The 16,602-nt window shown below is 72.8% G+C and carries 11 protein-coding genes; 9 read left to right on the top strand and 2 right to left on the bottom strand.

Translation table 11 applies throughout. The features are described 5' to 3' along the window. Positions 1–100: 100 nt before the first annotated feature. Positions 101–2,266, bottom strand: a complete 2,166-nt coding sequence (locus CV755_RS31930; protein ID WP_109284170.1) for a RecQ family ATP-dependent DNA helicase — start codon at positions 2,264–2,266, stop codon at positions 101–103. Positions 2,267–2,386: 120 nt separating this feature from the next. Here CV755_RS31930 and CV755_RS31925 point away from each other — a divergent pair, with 120 nt between their 5' ends. The 7 genes from CV755_RS31925 to CV755_RS31895 all read left to right on the top strand — a co-directional run bounded on the left by CV755_RS31925 (position 2,387) and on the right by CV755_RS31895 (position 13,079). Next, positions 2,387–3,778: a DUF4192 domain-containing protein gene (locus tag CV755_RS31925; RefSeq protein WP_109284168.1), complete on the top strand. Its 1,392-nt coding sequence runs from the start codon at positions 2,387–2,389 to the stop codon at positions 3,776–3,778. Between the two features lie 116 nt (positions 3,779–3,894). Further along, entirely contained in the window at positions 3,895–5,934 is a 2,040-nt protein-coding gene (locus CV755_RS31920) for a glycogen debranching N-terminal domain-containing protein (protein ID WP_109284166.1), read from the top strand. 99 nt (positions 5,935–6,033) lie between these two features. Continuing rightward, on the top strand, positions 6,034–6,780 hold the full coding sequence (locus tag CV755_RS31915) for an NUDIX hydrolase (protein WP_109284164.1): 747 nt from the start codon (positions 6,034–6,036) through the stop codon (positions 6,778–6,780). Positions 6,781–6,959: 179 nt separating this feature from the next. Further along, positions 6,960–8,672, top strand: coding sequence for an ATP-binding cassette domain-containing protein (locus tag CV755_RS31910; protein WP_109284162.1), 1,713 nt, complete (start codon positions 6,960–6,962; stop codon positions 8,670–8,672). Between the two features lie 240 nt (positions 8,673–8,912). Continuing rightward, positions 8,913–9,851 carry a FadR/GntR family transcriptional regulator gene (locus CV755_RS31905; protein ID WP_109284161.1) on the top strand — a complete coding sequence of 313 codons (939 nt, stop codon included), beginning with the start codon at positions 8,913–8,915 and terminating at the stop codon, positions 9,849–9,851. A gap of 382 nt (positions 9,852–10,233) precedes the next feature. Then, a complete protein-coding gene (locus CV755_RS31900; RefSeq protein ID WP_193553523.1) occupies positions 10,234–11,802 on the top strand; it encodes an RNA polymerase sigma factor in 1,569 nt (522 codons plus the stop codon). Between the two features lie 137 nt (positions 11,803–11,939). Next, positions 11,940–13,079, top strand: coding sequence for a S1 family peptidase (locus CV755_RS31895; protein WP_338323728.1), 1,140 nt, complete (start codon positions 11,940–11,942; stop codon positions 13,077–13,079). A 112-nt stretch (positions 13,080–13,191) separates the two neighbouring features. Here the strand turns inward: CV755_RS31895 and CV755_RS31890 are convergent, their stop codons facing one another. Continuing rightward, a complete protein-coding gene (locus tag CV755_RS31890; protein ID WP_071961820.1) occupies positions 13,192–13,422 on the bottom strand; it encodes a DUF7455 domain-containing protein in 231 nt (76 codons plus the stop codon). Between the two features lie 432 nt (positions 13,423–13,854). On the opposite strand from CV755_RS31890, the gene CV755_RS31885 reads away from it, so the two are divergent. Continuing rightward, positions 13,855–15,975: a DNA gyrase/topoisomerase IV subunit B gene (locus CV755_RS31885; RefSeq protein ID WP_109284156.1), complete on the top strand. Its 2,121-nt coding sequence runs from the start codon at positions 13,855–13,857 to the stop codon at positions 15,973–15,975. A 125-nt stretch (positions 15,976–16,100) separates the two neighbouring features. Next, complete coding sequence (locus CV755_RS31880) at positions 16,101–16,592, top strand: DUF1453 domain-containing protein (protein ID WP_109284154.1); 492 nt, start codon at positions 16,101–16,103, stop codon at positions 16,590–16,592. Positions 16,593–16,602 lie beyond the last annotated feature (10 nt).

The following is a 16,602-nucleotide window of genomic DNA, read 5'->3' as shown; positions in this document are numbered from 1 at the left end:
CCAGTGACCGGTATCGCGCCTTCCGCCGTCGCCGCCACGCCTCCGCTCCGCCTTTCCCCGCACCTTCCTGTCCGCCGCTCCGGCTGCCGGCCCAGCGCCCTCAGCCCTGCACGGCCAGGACCATCGGCAGCACCCCCTTCGCCCCCGACCGGCGCAGCAGCCGGGCCGCCACCGCGAGCGTCCAGCCGGTATCGGTGAAGTCGTCCACCAGCAGCACCGGGCCGTCCGCCGAGGACAGCGCCCGGGCGAGTGCCGGCGGCACGGTGAGCACCCCTTCCAGCGCCATCAGCCGCTGGGCGCTGTTGGTGCGGGAGATCCGGGTGTCCGCCGCCCCCTCCCGGTAGGCGACCGTGCCGAGCAGCGGTATACGGCCCACTGTGGCGATGTGTTCGCCCAGGGAGTTCACCAGCCGTGGCCGCGTCCGGGAGGCGATGGTCACCACACCGGCCGGGCGGGCGGGGGCGGTTGGCTCGCCGGACGCCCAACCGCCCGGCCCGCGCGCCCAGTCGGCGAGCACCGTGACCACCGCGTCGGCGACATCGGCCGGAACCGGCCCGTCCGGTGCCTGGGGCGCCAGCAGTGGCCGCAGCCGGTTGCCCCAGCCGATGTCCGAGAGCCGCCCCAGGGCGCGCCCCGGCCCGGCCTGTTCCTCGGCGGGGATACGGCCCTTGAGGGCGACGCCCACCGAGGGCATTCCGGTGGGCCACATCCGGCGGGGCTCCACCTCCGTTCCCGGCCGGCCAAGTTCGCCCCGGGCGGCGGTCAGCGCCGCTTCGGAGATCTCCGGGGTGAACCGGGGGCCCGCGCAGTTGTCGCAGCGGCCGCAGGGGGCCGCCTGTTCGTCGTCCAGCTGCCGGCGCAGGAACTCCATACGGCAGCCGGTGGTGGTGGCGTACTCCCGCATCGCCCGCTGTTCCGCCTCGCGCTGCCGGGCCACCCGGGCGTAGCGCTCGCCGTCATAGGACCAGGGCTGTCCGGTGGCCGTCCAGCCGCCGCGCTCCCGGCGCACGGCGCCGTCCACGTCCAGGACCTTGAGCATGGTCTCCAGCCGGGAGCGGCGCAGTTCCACCTGGGGCTCCAGGGCGGGCAGCGAGACCGGGCGCCCGGCGGCGGACAGCACCTGGAGGGTGCGGCGCACCTGTTCCTCGGGAGGGAAGGCCAGCGAGGCGAAGTAGGACCAGATCGCCTCGTCCTCCCGGCCGGGCAGCAGCAGCACCTCGGCATTGCGCACCCCGCGCCCCGCCCGGCCGACCTGCTGGTAGTAGGAGATGGGGGAGGAGGGGGAGCCCAGGTGGACCACAAAGCCCAGGTCCGGCTTGTCGAACCCCATGCCCAGGGCGGAGGTGGCCACCAGCGCCTTGACCCGGTTGGCCAGCAGATCCTCCTCGGCCTGTCTGCGGTCGGCGTTCTCGGTCTTCCCGGTGTAGGAGGCCACCGTGTGCCCCCGGTGGCGCAGGAAGGCCGTGACCTCCTCGGCGGCGGCGACGGTCAGGGTGTAGACGATGCCGGAGCCCGGCAGCTCCGCCAGGTGGTCGGCGAGCCAGGCCAACCGGTGGGCGGCGTCGGGCAGTTGCAGAACGCCCAGCCGCAGGCTCTCCCGGTCCAGCGGCCCGCGCAGCACCAGGGCCTGCCCGCCGCCCTCGCCCGTGCCCAGCTGCTCGGCCACATCGGCGGTCACCCGGGCGTTGGCGGTGGCGGTGGTCGCCAGCACGGGGACTCCGGGCGGCAGTTCGGACAGCATGGTGCGCAGCCGGCGGTAGTCGGGCCGGAAGTCATGGCCCCAGTCGGAGATGCAGTGGGCCTCGTCCACCACCAACAGGCCGGTGGAGGCGGCGAGTTTGGGCAGCACCTGGTCGCGGAAGTCCGGGTTGTTCAGCCGCTCGGGGCTGACCAGCAGCACATCGACCTCGCCGGCCGAGATCTCCGACTGCACCGTTTCCCACTCCTCGGTATTGGAGGAGTTGATCGTCCGGGCCCGGATGCCGGCCCGGGCGGCGGCCTCCACCTGGTTGCGCATCAGCGCCAGCAGCGGAGAGACGATCACGGTGGGGCCGCTGCCGCGCTCCCGCAGCAGCGCGGTGGCCACGAAGTACACCGCGGACTTGCCCCAGCCGGTGCGCTGCACCACCAGGGCCCGGCGGCGGTCGGCCACCAGGGCCTCGATGGCGCGCCACTGGTCGGTGCGCAGCCGGGCCGTGCCGGTGGGGTCGGCCACCAGCCGGGCGAGGACGGCGTCGGCCGAGGTGCGGAGGGCTTCGTTGGTCATGCCCCCATGCAACACGAGACCACTGACAAGGCGCGAACGTTGTCCACAATCCCGGTAGGACAATATGCGGCGTATCCACAGGGCTGGCGGAGCCGGCCGGAGCCGCGGGACTCTCGGGCCATGGTCAATCACGAGGAACCCGCCCGTCCGTCCCACCCGTCCTCCGGCCGGGAAGCGGCCGACGGAAGTCATGTCACCCTGCGCAGCCCGGCCGAACTGGCCGATGCCCTGCCCTACTTGCTGGGGTACCACCCCGATGACTCGATCGTCATGATCGCTCTGCACGGTGACCGCGGGCGCTTCGGCGGCCGCCTGCGCACCGGCATCCCCGCCGACCCCGAGGAATGGCCGTCGCTGGGCGAACAGCTCGCCGAGACCCTGGTCGCCGGCTGCACCAGGCGAGGCACCCGGCCCGACGGCGTCGTCCTGTATCTGTGCCGGGACCCCGCGGCGGACGGGACCGGCCGCGAGGTGATGGAGGCCCTGCGCCCCCTGGCCCAGGCCCTGCGGCTGGCCTGCGGCGGGCTGGACGTCCCGGTCTTCGAGGCGCTGTGCGTCTCCGGCGGCCGCTTCTGGTCCTACTGCTGCTCGGACGCCCGCTGCTGTCCCCCGGAAGGCACGCCGCTGGCCATCCCGGGCACCTCGGTGATGGCCGCGGCGGCCGCCTACGCCGGAGTCCAGGTCGTGGGATCGCTGCGCCAGCTGGAAGCCCGGTTCGCACCGCCCGGCGGCGGCCGGGCCGAGGCCCAGCGGCGGGCGCTCGACACGGCCTCCGCCGAGCTGGTCCCGCGCATCCTGAGCGGCCCGGGCGCCGACACCGTGCGGCGGGAAACGCTCGAACTGGCGGATCAGCTGGTCCGGCGGCTGCACCAGGCCCCGGCGGCGGCCGGCCCGGCCGATCAGGACGCCCGGGACGACGGGCTGGTCACCGACGCGGAGGCGGCGGCCATCCTGACCGGCCTGCAGGACCGCGCCACCCGGGACGACGCCGCGGCCTGGATGGAGGGGCCGCGGGCGGGCGCCGTACTGCGCCTGTGGCGGGCACTGGCCCGGCGCTGCGTCCCGCCGTACACCGAACACGCCGCCGCCCCGCTGGCCCTGGCCGGCTGGGTCGCCTGGTCCACCGGCGGCATCGCCGAGGCCAGGGTCGCCCTGGGGCTGGCGCTGAGCGCCGACCCGCACTATCTCTTCGCCCGCCTCCTGCACCAGGCGTGCAACGAGGGCATGGATCCCGAGCGCCTGCGGCGCTGCCTGCGCCGGGACCGTCCGGGCCGGGCCGGGCCCGCCGGTTCACCCGGCACTTCCGGCACTTCCGGCACGGCGGGCGGGCCGCCGGCCGAGGGCACCGCCGGGCACACGCCGCCGGCGCCGCTGCCCCCGAAGCCGGCGGCCCGGCGCGCGAAGGGCGGAGCGCCAGGTGGTCCCACCGCTCCGGAAGCCGTCAACCGGCCTGCCGGAAAGCCGCGTTCGAGGCGGCACACCGGCCGGCGGGGGTTGCGTGACCGGCGCTGATCCGGGGCGCGCGCCCGGTCGGCGTGACCTCGGCCGGGCCGCCGCCGTTCACCTGAGTGGCCCCCTCGGCCGCGATCGACCGTCCTGTTCCAGCTGTCCGCAGGGAGCGCAGAGAAGTGCGTGACACCGCAGCCCAGCCCCGTCCGGTGCTCCGCCCGCCGGCCCCCCGGGCCGCCGGGGCCGGGCCCGTCCGGGCGCCCGGGCCGCAGCCGGTGCACCAGGCGCTGGTCTGTGTGGCGCTGCCCGCCCTGGCGGTCTCCGCCGAACACGGACAGCTCACCGGGCAGGGGCTCGACGGTTTCTACCGCGACGGGCGGCGGCTGCTGGCCCGGTGCCGGGTGCGGGTGGCGGAGGCCGAACCGGTCCCGGTGCAGGGGCGGCTGCTGGACGCGGCCCGGGCACGGTTCATGGGCACCGTGCGCATCCCCACCGAGGAGGGACCCGACCCGGTGGTCACCGTGGAGCGGCTGCGCGATGCGGAGGGCGTCGAGCGGATCACCGTGCACAACGCCGCCGTCCGTGAACTGCGGCTGCCGGTCGAGGTCGCCCTGGGCACCGATCTGGCGGAACTGGGCGCGGTGGCGGCCGGGCGGCCGGGCCCGGAGATCCCGGCCGCGGTGCACGGCTCCGGCCTGCGCTGGCCGGCCCCCGGGCTGCACGCGGTGCTCACCGCGGACCCCCCGGCGGAGGACGTCCTGGCCTCGGCCGGGCTGCTCTGCTGGGAGATACGGCTGCCGCCCGGCGGCTCCCGGACCATCGAGCTGCGCGTACGGCCGGAGGCCCCGGGCCGCCCCCGGCCGCCGGAGCCCGCCGCCCGCGGCCGCTCCGGCACCCTGTGGGACGAGGTACGGGCCGAAGGGGACGATCCAGGGGTGGCGGCGCTGCTGGCGACCGGCCTGGACGATCTGCGCTCGCTGCTGGTCAGGGACACCGGAAACCAGGAACTCCTGGCCGCCGCCGGGGTGCCCTGGCGGTGCGGCCGCCCCGCGCCCGCCGAGGCCCTGTGGACGGCCCGGATGACCCTCCCGCTGGGCGTCCGGCTGGCGGGAGGCACCTTGCGTGCCCTGGCCCGCGCCCAGGTGTCCGGGCCCGGCCCCGACCACGGCCGCATCCCCGGCGCACTGCGCCGGTCCGGCCCGCACCTGCCGCCCGGCTGCACGGGCGTGGAGGCCACCCTGCTGTTTCCGGTGGTGCTGGCCGAGGCGAGGCGGTGGGGCCTGCCCGAGCAGGAGACACAGGCCCTCCTGCCCGCCGCCGAACGCTGTCTTGGCTGGCTGCGGGCGGCCGTCGGACGCCGCGGCTATCTCGCCGACCCCTTCCCGGGCGGCCCCTATCGCTGTGAGGTGCAGGCACACGCCCATCGCGCCGCGCTGCTGGGTGCCGACCTCCTGGCGGCCTGTGGACGGCCCGGTGCCGAGGAGTGGCGGGAGTGGGCGGCCGCCCTCCGCCACCGGTTCCGGGCGGACTTCTGGGCCGAGGACCGCTCCGGCGGACGGCCGCTGGCGGCGCTGACCCCCGACGGCCGCCGCATACCGCACCTGGGCAGCACCGCCGCTCACCTGCTGGACACCGGACTGCTCGGCGCCGGTGCCCATGCCCCCGGGCTGCTGGACAAGGTGCAGACCGAACAGCTGGCCAGGCTCCTCGGCGGCCCGGCCCTGGACTGCGGCTGGGGCCTGCGCAGCCTCGGTGCCAAAGAGCCGGGATACAACCCCTTCGGCCACCGAGGCGGCGCGGTGCGGGTGCATGAGACCGCCGTGGCCGTGGCGGGCCTGGCCGCCGCCGGTTACGAGGCGGAGGCGGGTGCTCTGGCCAGGGGAATGCTGGACGCCGCCAAGGCCTTCGGCCACCGGCTGCCGGAGATGTACGCGGGCGAGCAGCGCAGCACCGGCAGCCTTCCGCTGCCCCACCCGGCGGCCTGCCGCCCCGCCGCCGTAGCCGCGGCCGGCGCGGTCCAGGCGCTGGTCGCCTTCGCCGGCGTACGGCCGGATGTACCGGCGCGCAGCGTGACCGTCCGCCCCCCGCGCAGCGCTCCGCTGGGCGCGTTGCGGTTCACCGGCCTGCGCGTCGCCGAGCAGCCGTTCTCGGTGCGGGTCAGCAGGCTGGGGCTGGGCATGGTCGAGGAGGCCGCCGACGGCCTGCAATTGGGGGTGTGAGAGACAGTGCGCGCCGAGCAGTGCGCCGGTCCGCCGGTTATGGGGATCGTCCGTGGTCAAGAGCCTGTTTATCGTCAGGCAGACGACTATGATCGCGTCATGCCCTACGACCCGTCGGCCTTCCCGCCCTTCGCCGTCACCGTCGACCTGGTCGTGCTCACCGTGCGCCGTCATGCGCTGTGCGCGCTGGCCGTGCGCCGCGGTGAGCCCCCCTTCCAAGGCCGGTGGGCGCTGCCCGGCGGTTTTGTGCGAGGGGACGAGGACCTGGCCACCGCGGCGGCCCGGGAGCTGGCCGAGGAGACCGGACTGCACGTCCAGGACCAGACCGGCCCGGCGCCGGCCAACGCCGCCCACCTGGAACAGCTCGCCACCTACGGTGATCCCAAGCGCGATCCCCGGATGCGGGTGGTGAGCGTGGCGCACCTCGCCCTGGCCCCCGACCTGCCCGCCCCGCGGGCCGGCGGCGACGCGCACAGCGTCCGCTGGGCCCCGGTGAACGAGCTGCTCGACGAACGGGAGGGCGAGCACACCGCCCCGCTCGCCTTCGACCACGCCCGCATCCTCGCCGACGGAGTGGAGCGCGCCCGCTCCAAGATCGAGTACTCCTCGCTCGCCACCGCCTTCTGCCCCCAGGAGTTCACCGTCGGCGAGCTGCGCCGGGTCTACGAAGCCGTCTGGGGGGTCGCCCTGGACCCGCGCAACTTCCACCGCAAGGTCACCGGCACCCCGGGCTTCCTGGTGCCCACCGGAGGCACCACCACGCGTCAGGGCGGCCGTCCGGCACAGCTCTTCCGGGCCGGTGGCGCCACCCTCCTCAACCCGCCCATGCTCCGCCCGGAGGCCTGAGGCGAGCCGCCGGGGCCGGTCGGCGGAGTAGCGGTCCGCCGACCGGAGGTGACACGGGCCGGAAGCGGCTGCGCTCCGCAGCAAATAGGACATATCGGGTTACGGTGCTGCGCGAAACGCCCCGCATCCGCCCGCCGACGCCCAAGCGCAGGGCCGTCTCACGTCCCGCGAGTGAACCCATGATCCAGGCCATCGGACTGACCAGCGCTCCCCGCCGGAACCAGCCCCTCGCCGTCGCCGACCTCACCTTCGAAGCCCGCCCCGGACGCATCACCGTGCTGCTGGGTGAGCCCGGGGCGGGCAAGACCAGCGCCCTGCGCCTGCTGCTGCGCCGCGACCCCGGACGCGGCGTCGCCCTCTTCCGGGGCCGTCCCCTGGACCGCATCCAGCACCCGGCCCGCGAGATCGGCGTCCTCCTCGGCGACGTACCCGGCCACCCCGCCCGTACCGCCCGCAACCACCTGCGCATGCTCGCCGCGGCCGCCGGAGTGCCGTTGAAGCGGGTGGACGAGGTGCTGGAGGTCGTCGGCCTCGCCGGGCTGGCCGAGCAGCGCCTGGGGGACTTCTCGCGGGGGATGGACCGCCGGCTGGGGATGGCCGCGGCCCTGCTCGGCGACCCGCACACCCTGGTGCTCGACGAGCCCGCCCATGAGCTGTCGCCCCGGGAGACCTCCTGGCTGTACGGCCTGCTGCGCGGCTTCGCGGCCCATGGCGGGACCGTCCTGACCACCTCCCGGGCACCCAAGGAGGCGGCGCGCATCGCCGACCGGGTGGTCACCATCGGCCAGGGCCGCCTCCTCGCCGACCAGAGCGCCACCGACTTCACCGCCGCCCGGATGCGGCCCCGGATTGTGGTCCAGTCCCCCTACGCCGGCCGCCTCGCCCACCTCCTGTCCCAGGAGCCTCCGGCTCCGGACGCGCCGCCCGCGGAGGTGGTCCAGGACGGCGGCAGCCGGCTCTTCATCTACGGCAGCAGCTGCGCCGCCGTGGGGGAGGCCGCCTTCCGGCACGGCATCCTGGTGCACCGGCTGACGGAGGAGACCGGCGACAGCGGCCCGGCCCCCGGCGAGCCCCCCGAGCCCCCGCCCCCCGCGCCCCAGGGCGAGGTGCACTCACCCCTGGCCATGCCCAACCCGGTGTGGCCGCTGCTGTACGAAGTGCGCCGGACCGCCGGGGTGCGGACGCCCTGGCTGGTGATCACCGCCACCCTCGCGGCTTCCCTGCTCACCGCCGTGCCGCTGGCCCGCTTCGGCGCCCCGCCCACCGGCATCCTGACGGCCTGGCCCGCCCGGCTGCCGCTGCCCCCCGCCGCTTTCGGGGCGGGTCTGCTCGGGGCGCTGGCCTTCGGCCAGGAGTTCCGCTACCCGGCCCTCGCTCCTGACGGCGGTACCGCCGGCCGCCGCCTGGCGCTGCTCGGCGCCAAGATCGTCGTCACCGGTACCGCGGCGGTCCTGCTCGCCCTGGTCACGGTCGCCCTCGACGCCCTGGCGGGCTGGCTGCTGTTCGGGAACTCCGCCATCGCGCTGCCCGGCGCCCCCGCCGTGGCGCTCACCGGCTGGATCGCCCTCAACCTGGGCTGCGCCTGGGCCGGTCTGTCCGCCGCGGGGCTGTTCCGTTCCACCGTCCTGGGGCTGCTCTCGGTGCTCGCGGTGCCCACCCTGGCGGTGCCGCTGCTCGGCGCGCTCTTCGCCCGGCCCGCGGCCCGGTCCCTGATCGGCCTCCCGGAGCGGCTGCGCTCCACGGTCCTGCTGCAGTGGCCCGCCGGGCTGGACCAGGGCCTCTCGGCCGCGCTGCGGCTGCTGTCCCAACCCATCGGCTGGGCCCTGGTGTTGGCACTCACCGGGCTGCTCGGGGCCTATGTGCTCACGGTCCTCAGGGGCCGCCCACGCTGAGAGCTGTGCTATTGGGCCGGACCCGGGAGCCGGCCACGACCGGTCAACGCAGCGTGAACAGAGAGAAGGAAGGAGCCCAAGGGATGCCGCTCAAGATCAGTGGATATCCGGCCGGCGTCCCCGGCTGCCCGGTTCACCGCCGCCACCTTGGTTGCTCTCCGTATTCGAGCCACCCCGGAGCGTGCCCCCATGTGTCCGTTTGGGCGTCAATTGTGAGGTAATGGGCGATCACCCTTTCGTGTGCTTTTCACCAAAGACCTCAAGGCGCTTCCACCCGTCGCCGACAAAGGAAGCGTGAGTACCCTTGCGCACACCATGATGACCGCGGCTCGCCCCGCCGACTCCGGCCTTTCGGGCCCGGGCGAGCTTGACCGTTACCCCTATGCGGATGCCACCGGGGTGGACCGCGGCTCCGTAACCGCCTGGGAAGGCGAGGCCGAGCTGGGCCGGGCCGGGCGCCGCGCCGCCGGAAGCCGCGGCCGGGGCCTGCACGGCCAACTCGTGCAGCAGCTGGGGCAGATGATCGTCTCCGGCGATCTGGGCGCCGACCGCCCGCTGGTCCCCGAGGAGATCGGCCAGCGCTTCGAAGTCTCCCGCACCGTCGTCCGCGAATCCCTGCGCGTCCTCGAGGCCAAGGGCCTGGTCAGCGCCCGGCCGAACGTCGGCACCCGAGTCCGTCCGGTCAGCGACTGGAACCTCCTCGACCCCGACATCATCGAGTGGCGGGCCTTCGGTCCCCAGCGTGACGACCAGCGACGCGAGCTGTGCGAACTGCGCTGGATCATCGAGCCGCTGGCCGCCCGGCTGGCCGCCGGCCACGGCCGCGAGGAGGTCCAGCAGCGCCTGGCCGACATGGCCGAGATCATGGGGCACGCCCTCGCCCAGGGTGACTCGCTCACCTTCTCCCGGGCCGACACCGAGTTCCACACCCTGCTGCTTCAGGTGGCGGGAAACCGCATGCTGGAGCACCTCTCCGGCATCGTCTCCGCCGCCCTGCACGTCTCCGGCGCCGCCACCGGGGGCTGTGACCGGCCCACCGAGGCCGGGGTGGGTCACCACCTGCGCATCGTGGACGCCGTGGGCGCCGGGGACGCCGCCGGCGCGGAGGCCGCGATGCGTCAACTCCTCGTGTCCCACCCGGAGGTCGAGCGGGTGGTGCCCGCGCCGCGCGAGCACTGACCGCGGCGATCGGGCCGGACGGACGGGACGGTACGCGCGGGGCTGTTCATCCGGCTCCCGCGTACGGCCGTGCGCGCGGGCCGGATGAACAGCCTCAGGTGATGCCCGCGGCCAATGAGCCTCGCGGCGATCTGTCCAGTTCAGTGGCCTTTCAGGCCGTTATGCGGTGTGACTCGGGCCACGGGGATTGGGCGTAACGCTCCTTGAGGCTGCGCGATGACTAAAGAGGTGGTGGCCGCGGAGGGAATACAAGCCTCGTTTGAGGCGCTGTGTTGCACCGCACCATTGCCCGCGCCGTCGGTTCATCCCTGCCGGCGGTCGTCGGCTCCAGTCCGCCGCGGACGGAGCCGGAAGCCGTTTCCATCGTTCCGAGAGGTTGTTCGTGTCGGCCAGCACATCCCGTACGCTCCCGCCGGAGATCGCCGAATCCGAGTCTCTGATGGCGCTCATCGAGCAGGGAAAGGCCGAGGGGCAGATCGCCGGCGACGACGTGCGTCGGGCCTTCGAGGCTGACCAGATTCCGCCAACCCAGTGGAAGAATGTTCTGCGCAGCCTCAACCAGGTCCTCGACGAGGAGGGTGTGACGCTGATGGTCAGTGCCGCAGAGGCGCCCAAGCGCACCCGCAAGAGCGTCGCAGCGAAGAGCCCGGCGAAGCGCACCGCCACCAAGGCCGTTTCCTCCAAGACGGCCACGTCCCGGTCCGCCGCGGCCACGGCGTCCGCCGCGTCCCCCGCCTCCGCCCAGTCCGGTGGATACGGGGACGACGGGGGTGAGGAAGCCGTGACTCCCGCCAAGAAGGCCGCCGCCAAGAAGACGGCCGCCAAGAAGACGGTGGCGAAGAAGACCACCGCCAAGAAGACGACGACCAAGAAGGCCGCCGCCAAGAAGGACGCCGACGAACTCCTCGAGGACGAGCTCGTCGACGAGACCCCCACTCCCGGCAAGGGTGACGACGAGGACGAGACCGGCGAGAGCAAGGGCTTCGTCCTGTCCGACGAGGACGAGGACGACGCCCCCGCGCAGCAGGTCGCGGTGGCCGGTGCCACCGCCGACCCGGTCAAGGACTACCTCAAGCAGATCGGCAAGGTCCCGCTGCTCAACGCCGAGCAGGAGGTCGAGCTCGCCAAGCGCATCGAGGCCGGCCTGTTCGCCGAGGACAAGCTCGCCAATGCCGACAAGCTGGCCCCCAAGCTCAAGCGCGAGCTGGAGATCATCGCCGAGGACGGCCGCCGGGCCAAGAACCACCTGCTGGAGGCCAACCTCCGGCTGGTGGTCTCGCTGGCCAAGCGCTACACCGGCCGCGGCATGCTCTTCCTGGACCTGATCCAGGAGGGCAATCTCGGTCTGATCCGTGCCGTCGAGAAGTTCGACTACACCAAGGGCTACAAGTTCTCCACCTACGCGACATGGTGGATCCGCCAGGCGATCACCCGCGCCATGGCCGACCAGGCCCGCACCATCCGTATCCCGGTGCACATGGTCGAGGTCATCAACAAGCTGGCGCGCGTCCAGCGCCAGATGCTCCAGGACCTGGGCCGTGAGCCCACCCCGGAGGAGCTGGCCAAGGAGCTCGACATGACCCCGGAGAAGGTCATCGAGGTCCAGAAGTACGGGCGTGAGCCGATCTCGCTGCACACCCCGCTGGGCGAGGACGGCGACAGCGAGTTCGGTGACCTCATCGAGGACTCCGAGGCGGTCGTGCCGGCCGACGCGGTGAGCTTCACCCTGCTCCAGGAGCAGCTGCACTCGGTCCTGGACACGCTCAGCGAGCGTGAGGCGGGCGTGGTCTCCATGCGGTTCGGTCTGACCGATGGTCAGCCCAAGACCCTCGACGAGATCGGCAAGGTCTATGGGGTGACGCGTGAGCGCATCCGCCAGATCGAGTCGAAGACGATGTCCAAGCTTCGTCACCCGTCGCGTTCCCAGGTACTCCGGGACTACTTGGACTAGTTCCGGCCAACTGATCACACCGTCTGGGCCCGGTCTCTCCTCGGAGGGGCCGGGCCCAAACGCATCTTCCGGATGCGCTGGCCGGTCTTCGGGTTGACGCTGGGTAGGCAAGAGCATTCAGACCGTCAGGAGACCGTATGCGCTCCGCGTTGAGCTACTCGTTGGCCGGGCTGATCGTGCTGCTGCTGGCGGTTCCCGGTCCGGCGACGGCCGACGACCGGGCGGTGGTCGGCGGGCAGGTGGTGAGGATTTCTGACGCACCGTGGACTGTGGCCCTGGCGAGCCGGGAACGCTTCGGCGACATCAGGGCGGGCCAGTTCTGCGGCGGTGTGGTGGTCGGCACCGTCACCGTGGTCACCGCCGCGCACTGCCTGTCCCGGGAGGCGCTGGGCGTCGAGCCGAGCGAGGCCAAGGACCTCCGGGTGATCGTCGGCCGGAGTGATCTGAGGGGCCCCGGGGGTGCGGAGATTCCGGTACGGGACGCCTGGGTCAACCCAGGCTTCGATTCCCGTACCAACGCCGGTGATGTGGCCGTGATCACCCTGGCGCAGCCGCTGGCCGAGGGGTACGCCCTGCCGATGGCGCAGCTGGGCGACGCTGCCTACACACCCGGTGTGCTGGCCGCCGTCTACGGATGGGGCGATCTGACGGGCAACGGTGCCTATCCGCAGACGCTGCACGGGGCGCCGGTGCTGGTGCTGGGGGACGAGCTGTGCGAGCAGGCCTATCCGGGCGGCCCGGAGGGGGTCTACAGCAAGGACTCCATGCTCTGCGCGGGCTGGCCGCAGGGGCGGCTGGACGCCTGTCAGGGGGACAGTGGCGGGCCGCTGGTGGTGCGGGGGCGGCTGGTGGGGCTGGTGTCCTGGGGGAGCGGGTGTGCACTGCCCGGCCGTCCGGGCGTCTACACCCGGATCTCGGCCATGGCGCCGCTGGTCAGGGAGCACAGCCTGGACTTCGCCAAGCCGGCCCAGCCCGTTCCTGCCCAGCCTGCTCCGGCGCCGCCCGCCGCGGTCGCCCCGGCTCCGGCGCCACCGGCCCAGATGCCGCCCGCGCAGGCTCCCAGGCCGCCGCAGGTGCCGCCCGGCCCGAGACCGCCCGCCCCGGCTCCGGCACAGCCTGCCCGGCCGCCTGCTCCCGCTCCGGCGCAGCCTGCCCAGCGGCCGCCCGCCCCGGCCGGGCCCGCTCCCAGGCCGCCGCAAGTGCCGCCCGCAGTAAGACCGCCCGTGCCGAGGCCCACGGCCCCGGCGCCGGCGGCGCCGCCGAAACCCGGCCGCTGAGGGCACGAGAGCGGGCGGCCTCCCTCAAGGGGCGGCCGCCCGCGGCTGCCCGGCCCTGGCCGGCCGGACCTCGCTCGTCGTCGGATGCGATGTGTCAGCGATACTTGCGGACTCAGCGGTCCTCGTCGGACGCGGACGCCGGGACGGCGGTGAGCCGCTCGGTCTCGTCCTGTATCTCCGCGGCGATCTTCTTGAGTTCTGGCTCGAACTTGCGCCCGTGGTGGGCGCAGAAGAGCAGTTCGCCGCCACTCATGAGAACGACGCGCAGGTATGCCTGAGCGCCGCACCGGTCGCAGCGGTCAGCGGCCGTCAGCGGGCTCGCGGGGGTCAGAACAGTAGTCACGTCGCCTCTTCTCTAGCTCGACGAGCTGTCGTACCAGGGTCAACATCCAACCAGGCCGAAAACGTTCCCGCTCGTGGCTTTTCCTCGAAACTTCCTTCCGAGTGAGCCGGATCTTGACGTTTGGCGGCGAATGAGCCGTTGTGCTCGGGGCTTACGGTTTCACGTCGCTGGGGGCTTTCGTCCACCGGCTGGCTTGCCGGGTTGTTCTTGAGGACGTGCCCGGAGCCTAAATGGTTCATGCCTCGAAGGGAACGTGATGTGCACGTCACCCCATAGAGTCATCGAACGTGTGACCGATATTCGACTAGCATGGCCGTGGCCGCGGGTGGCGGCACAAAGGCTCTATCAGGCCTCGGTACCCTCTGAACGGCACTGAGCCAACCATTGGGCCCGCAGTCGGGCCAGCGAGAAATTCAGCGAGGAGCGAACCGCGTGACCGCCGATACGTCCGTGCCGTCCACCGCCGTGCTGACCGGGGCAGACCGGGACGGATCCAACTACACCGCGCGGCACCTGCTCGTCCTCGAGGGACTGGAAGCCGTCCGCAAGCGGCCCGGCATGTACATCGGCTCCACCGACAGCCGCGGCCTGATGCACTGCCTCTGGGAGATCATCGACAACTCCGTGGACGAGGCGCTGGGCGGCTACTGCGACCGCATCGAGGTCGTTCTGCACGCCGACGGATCGGTGGAGGTCCGGGACAACGGCCGCGGCATCCCGGTGGACGTCGAGCCCAAGACGGGGCTGTCCGGCGTCGAGGTCGTGATGACCAAGCTGCACGCCGGCGGCAAGTTCGGCGGCGGCTCCTACGCGGCCTCCGGCGGTCTGCACGGGGTGGGCGCCTCGGTGGTCAATGCGCTGTCCTCCCGGCTGGACGTCGAGGTGGACCGCAACGGCCGGACGCATTCGATCAGCTTCCGCCGCGGAGTGCCCGGCATCTTCACCGAGTCCGGCCCGGACGCCCCGTTCGATCCGGCCAACGGCCTGCTCAAGGGCAAGAAGGTGGCCAAGACGGTCACCGGCACCCGGGTGCGCTACTGGGCGGACCGCCAGATCTTCCTCAAGGACGCCCGGCTCTCGCTGGAGACCCTGTACGGGCGCGCCCGGCAGACGGCCTTCCTGGTGCCGGGGCTGACCATCGTGGTCCGCGACGAGCGGGGGCTCAATGGCGAGGAGACCTCCGAGGAGATCTTCCGCTACGACGGCGGCATCAGCGAGTTCTGTGAGTACCTGGCGCAGGACAAGGCCGTGTGCGATGTGCTGCGGCTCACCGGCCAGGGCACCTTCAAGGAGACCGTGCCGGTCCTCGACGACCGCGGTCATATGACCCCCACCGAGGTCACCCGAGAGCTCGGGGTGGACATCGCGCTGCGCTGGGGCACCGGCTACGACACCACCGTGAAGTCTTTCGTCAACATCATCGCCACCCCCAAGGGCGGCACGCATGTGGCCGGATTCGAGCGGTCGGTCACCAAGACCGTCAACGAGGCGCTGCGGGCCGCCAAGCTGCTGCGGGTCGCCGAGGACGACGTCGTCAAGGACGACGCCATGGAGGGCCTCACCGCGGTGGTGACGGTCCGGCTGGCGGAGCCCCAGTTCGAGGGCCAGACCAAGGAGGTGCTGGGCACCTCGGCGGCCTCCCGGATCGTGGCCAATGTGGTGGCCAAGGAGCTCAAGGCATTCCTGACCTCGACCAAGAGGGACGCCAAGCAGCAGGCCAGGGCCGTGCTGGAGAAGATCGCTGCGGCCGCCCGCACCCGTATCGCCGCCCGTCAGCACAAGGAGGCCCAGCGGCGGAAGACGGCGCTGGAGTCCTCCTCGCTGCCGGCCAAGCTGGCCGACTGCCGCAGTGACGACGTGGACCGCAGCGAGCTGTTCATCGTCGAGGGAGACTCCGCGCTGGGCACCGCCAAGCTCGCCCGGAACTCCGAGTTCCAGGCGCTGCTGCCCATCCGCGGCAAGATCCTCAACGTCCAGAAGTCCTCGGTCTCGGACATGCTCAAGAACGCCGAGTGCGGAGCGATCATCCAGGTCATAGGAGCCGGGTCCGGGCGGACCTTCGACATCGACGCTGCCCGCTACGGCAAGGTCATCTTCCTGGCGGACGCCGATGTCGATGGCGCGCACATCCGGTGTCTGCTGCTCACGCTCTTCCAGCGCTATATGCGGCCGATGGTCGAGGAGGGCCGGGTCTTCTCCGCGGTGCCGCCGCTGCACCGGGTGGAGCTGACCCACCCCAAGAAGGGCCAGGACAAGTACATCTACACCTACTCGGACAACGAGCTCCGGCAGACCCTGATGGAGCTGGACCGCAAGGGGGTCCGGTACAAGGACTCCATCCAGCGCTACAAGGGTCTGGGCGAGATGGACGCCGACCAGCTCGCGGAGACCACGATGGACCCGCGCCACCGCACCCTGCGGCGGATCAACATCAGCGACCTGGAGGCCGCCGAGCGGGCCTTCGACCTGCTGATGGGCAATGAGGTGGCGCCCCGTAAGGAGTTCATCACCAACTCCGCGGCCACCCTGGACCGTTCGCGCATCGACGCCTGAGTCCCTCCACCCCCGGGTGGAGAGAGGATCTCCACCCGGAACCCACCCGTGTGCCGATCCGGGCCCGGGCGCACCCTCCGTAACGTCGGATGTGTCATTGATCCGCACTTCACGGAGGCTCTCCGATGTCCGGTCCCATCGACGCGGTGGTGATCATCGCGGCCGTGGTCTTCCTGCTGGTACGGCAGTCCAGGCCGCGGCGGCTGTCCGCCGACGCCAGGCGCTGGTGGCTGCTGCCGGCGGTGCTGGCGTTCGTCGCTCTGCGCAAGCCGGGTCTCATCGATTCCGCGCACCCCACGGCCTCCCTGGCGCTGCTGATCGGCGGCCTGCTGAGCGGGCTCGCGGTGGGCGCGGCCTGGGCGTGGACCACCCGAATATGGGCCGACGAGTCGGGGGCGATATGGGCCCGGGGCGGCAAGGCCACGGCCGGGGTCTGGCTGGGCGGGATCGCGCTGCGGCTGGGGCTGTTCGGGGCGGGCACGCTGGCCGGGGTGCACCAGGGAGCGGGAGCCGTGCTGCTGACCATGGCGGCGATGCTGCTGGCCCGGACGGGACTGCTGATCCGGCGGACCGCGGACCTGGGTGGTCCGGCGTACGGTGTCCCTGTCCGTGGCTGAGAGTGCCCTG

Origin of the sequence: Streptomyces orinoci (assembly GCF_003121295.1) — a bacterium.
Lineage (GTDB): Bacteria > Actinomycetota > Actinomycetes > Streptomycetales > Streptomycetaceae > Streptomyces > Streptomyces orinoci.
Note: the sequence above shows the minus strand (reverse complement) of the source record. Positions and strands in the feature narration are given on the sequence as shown.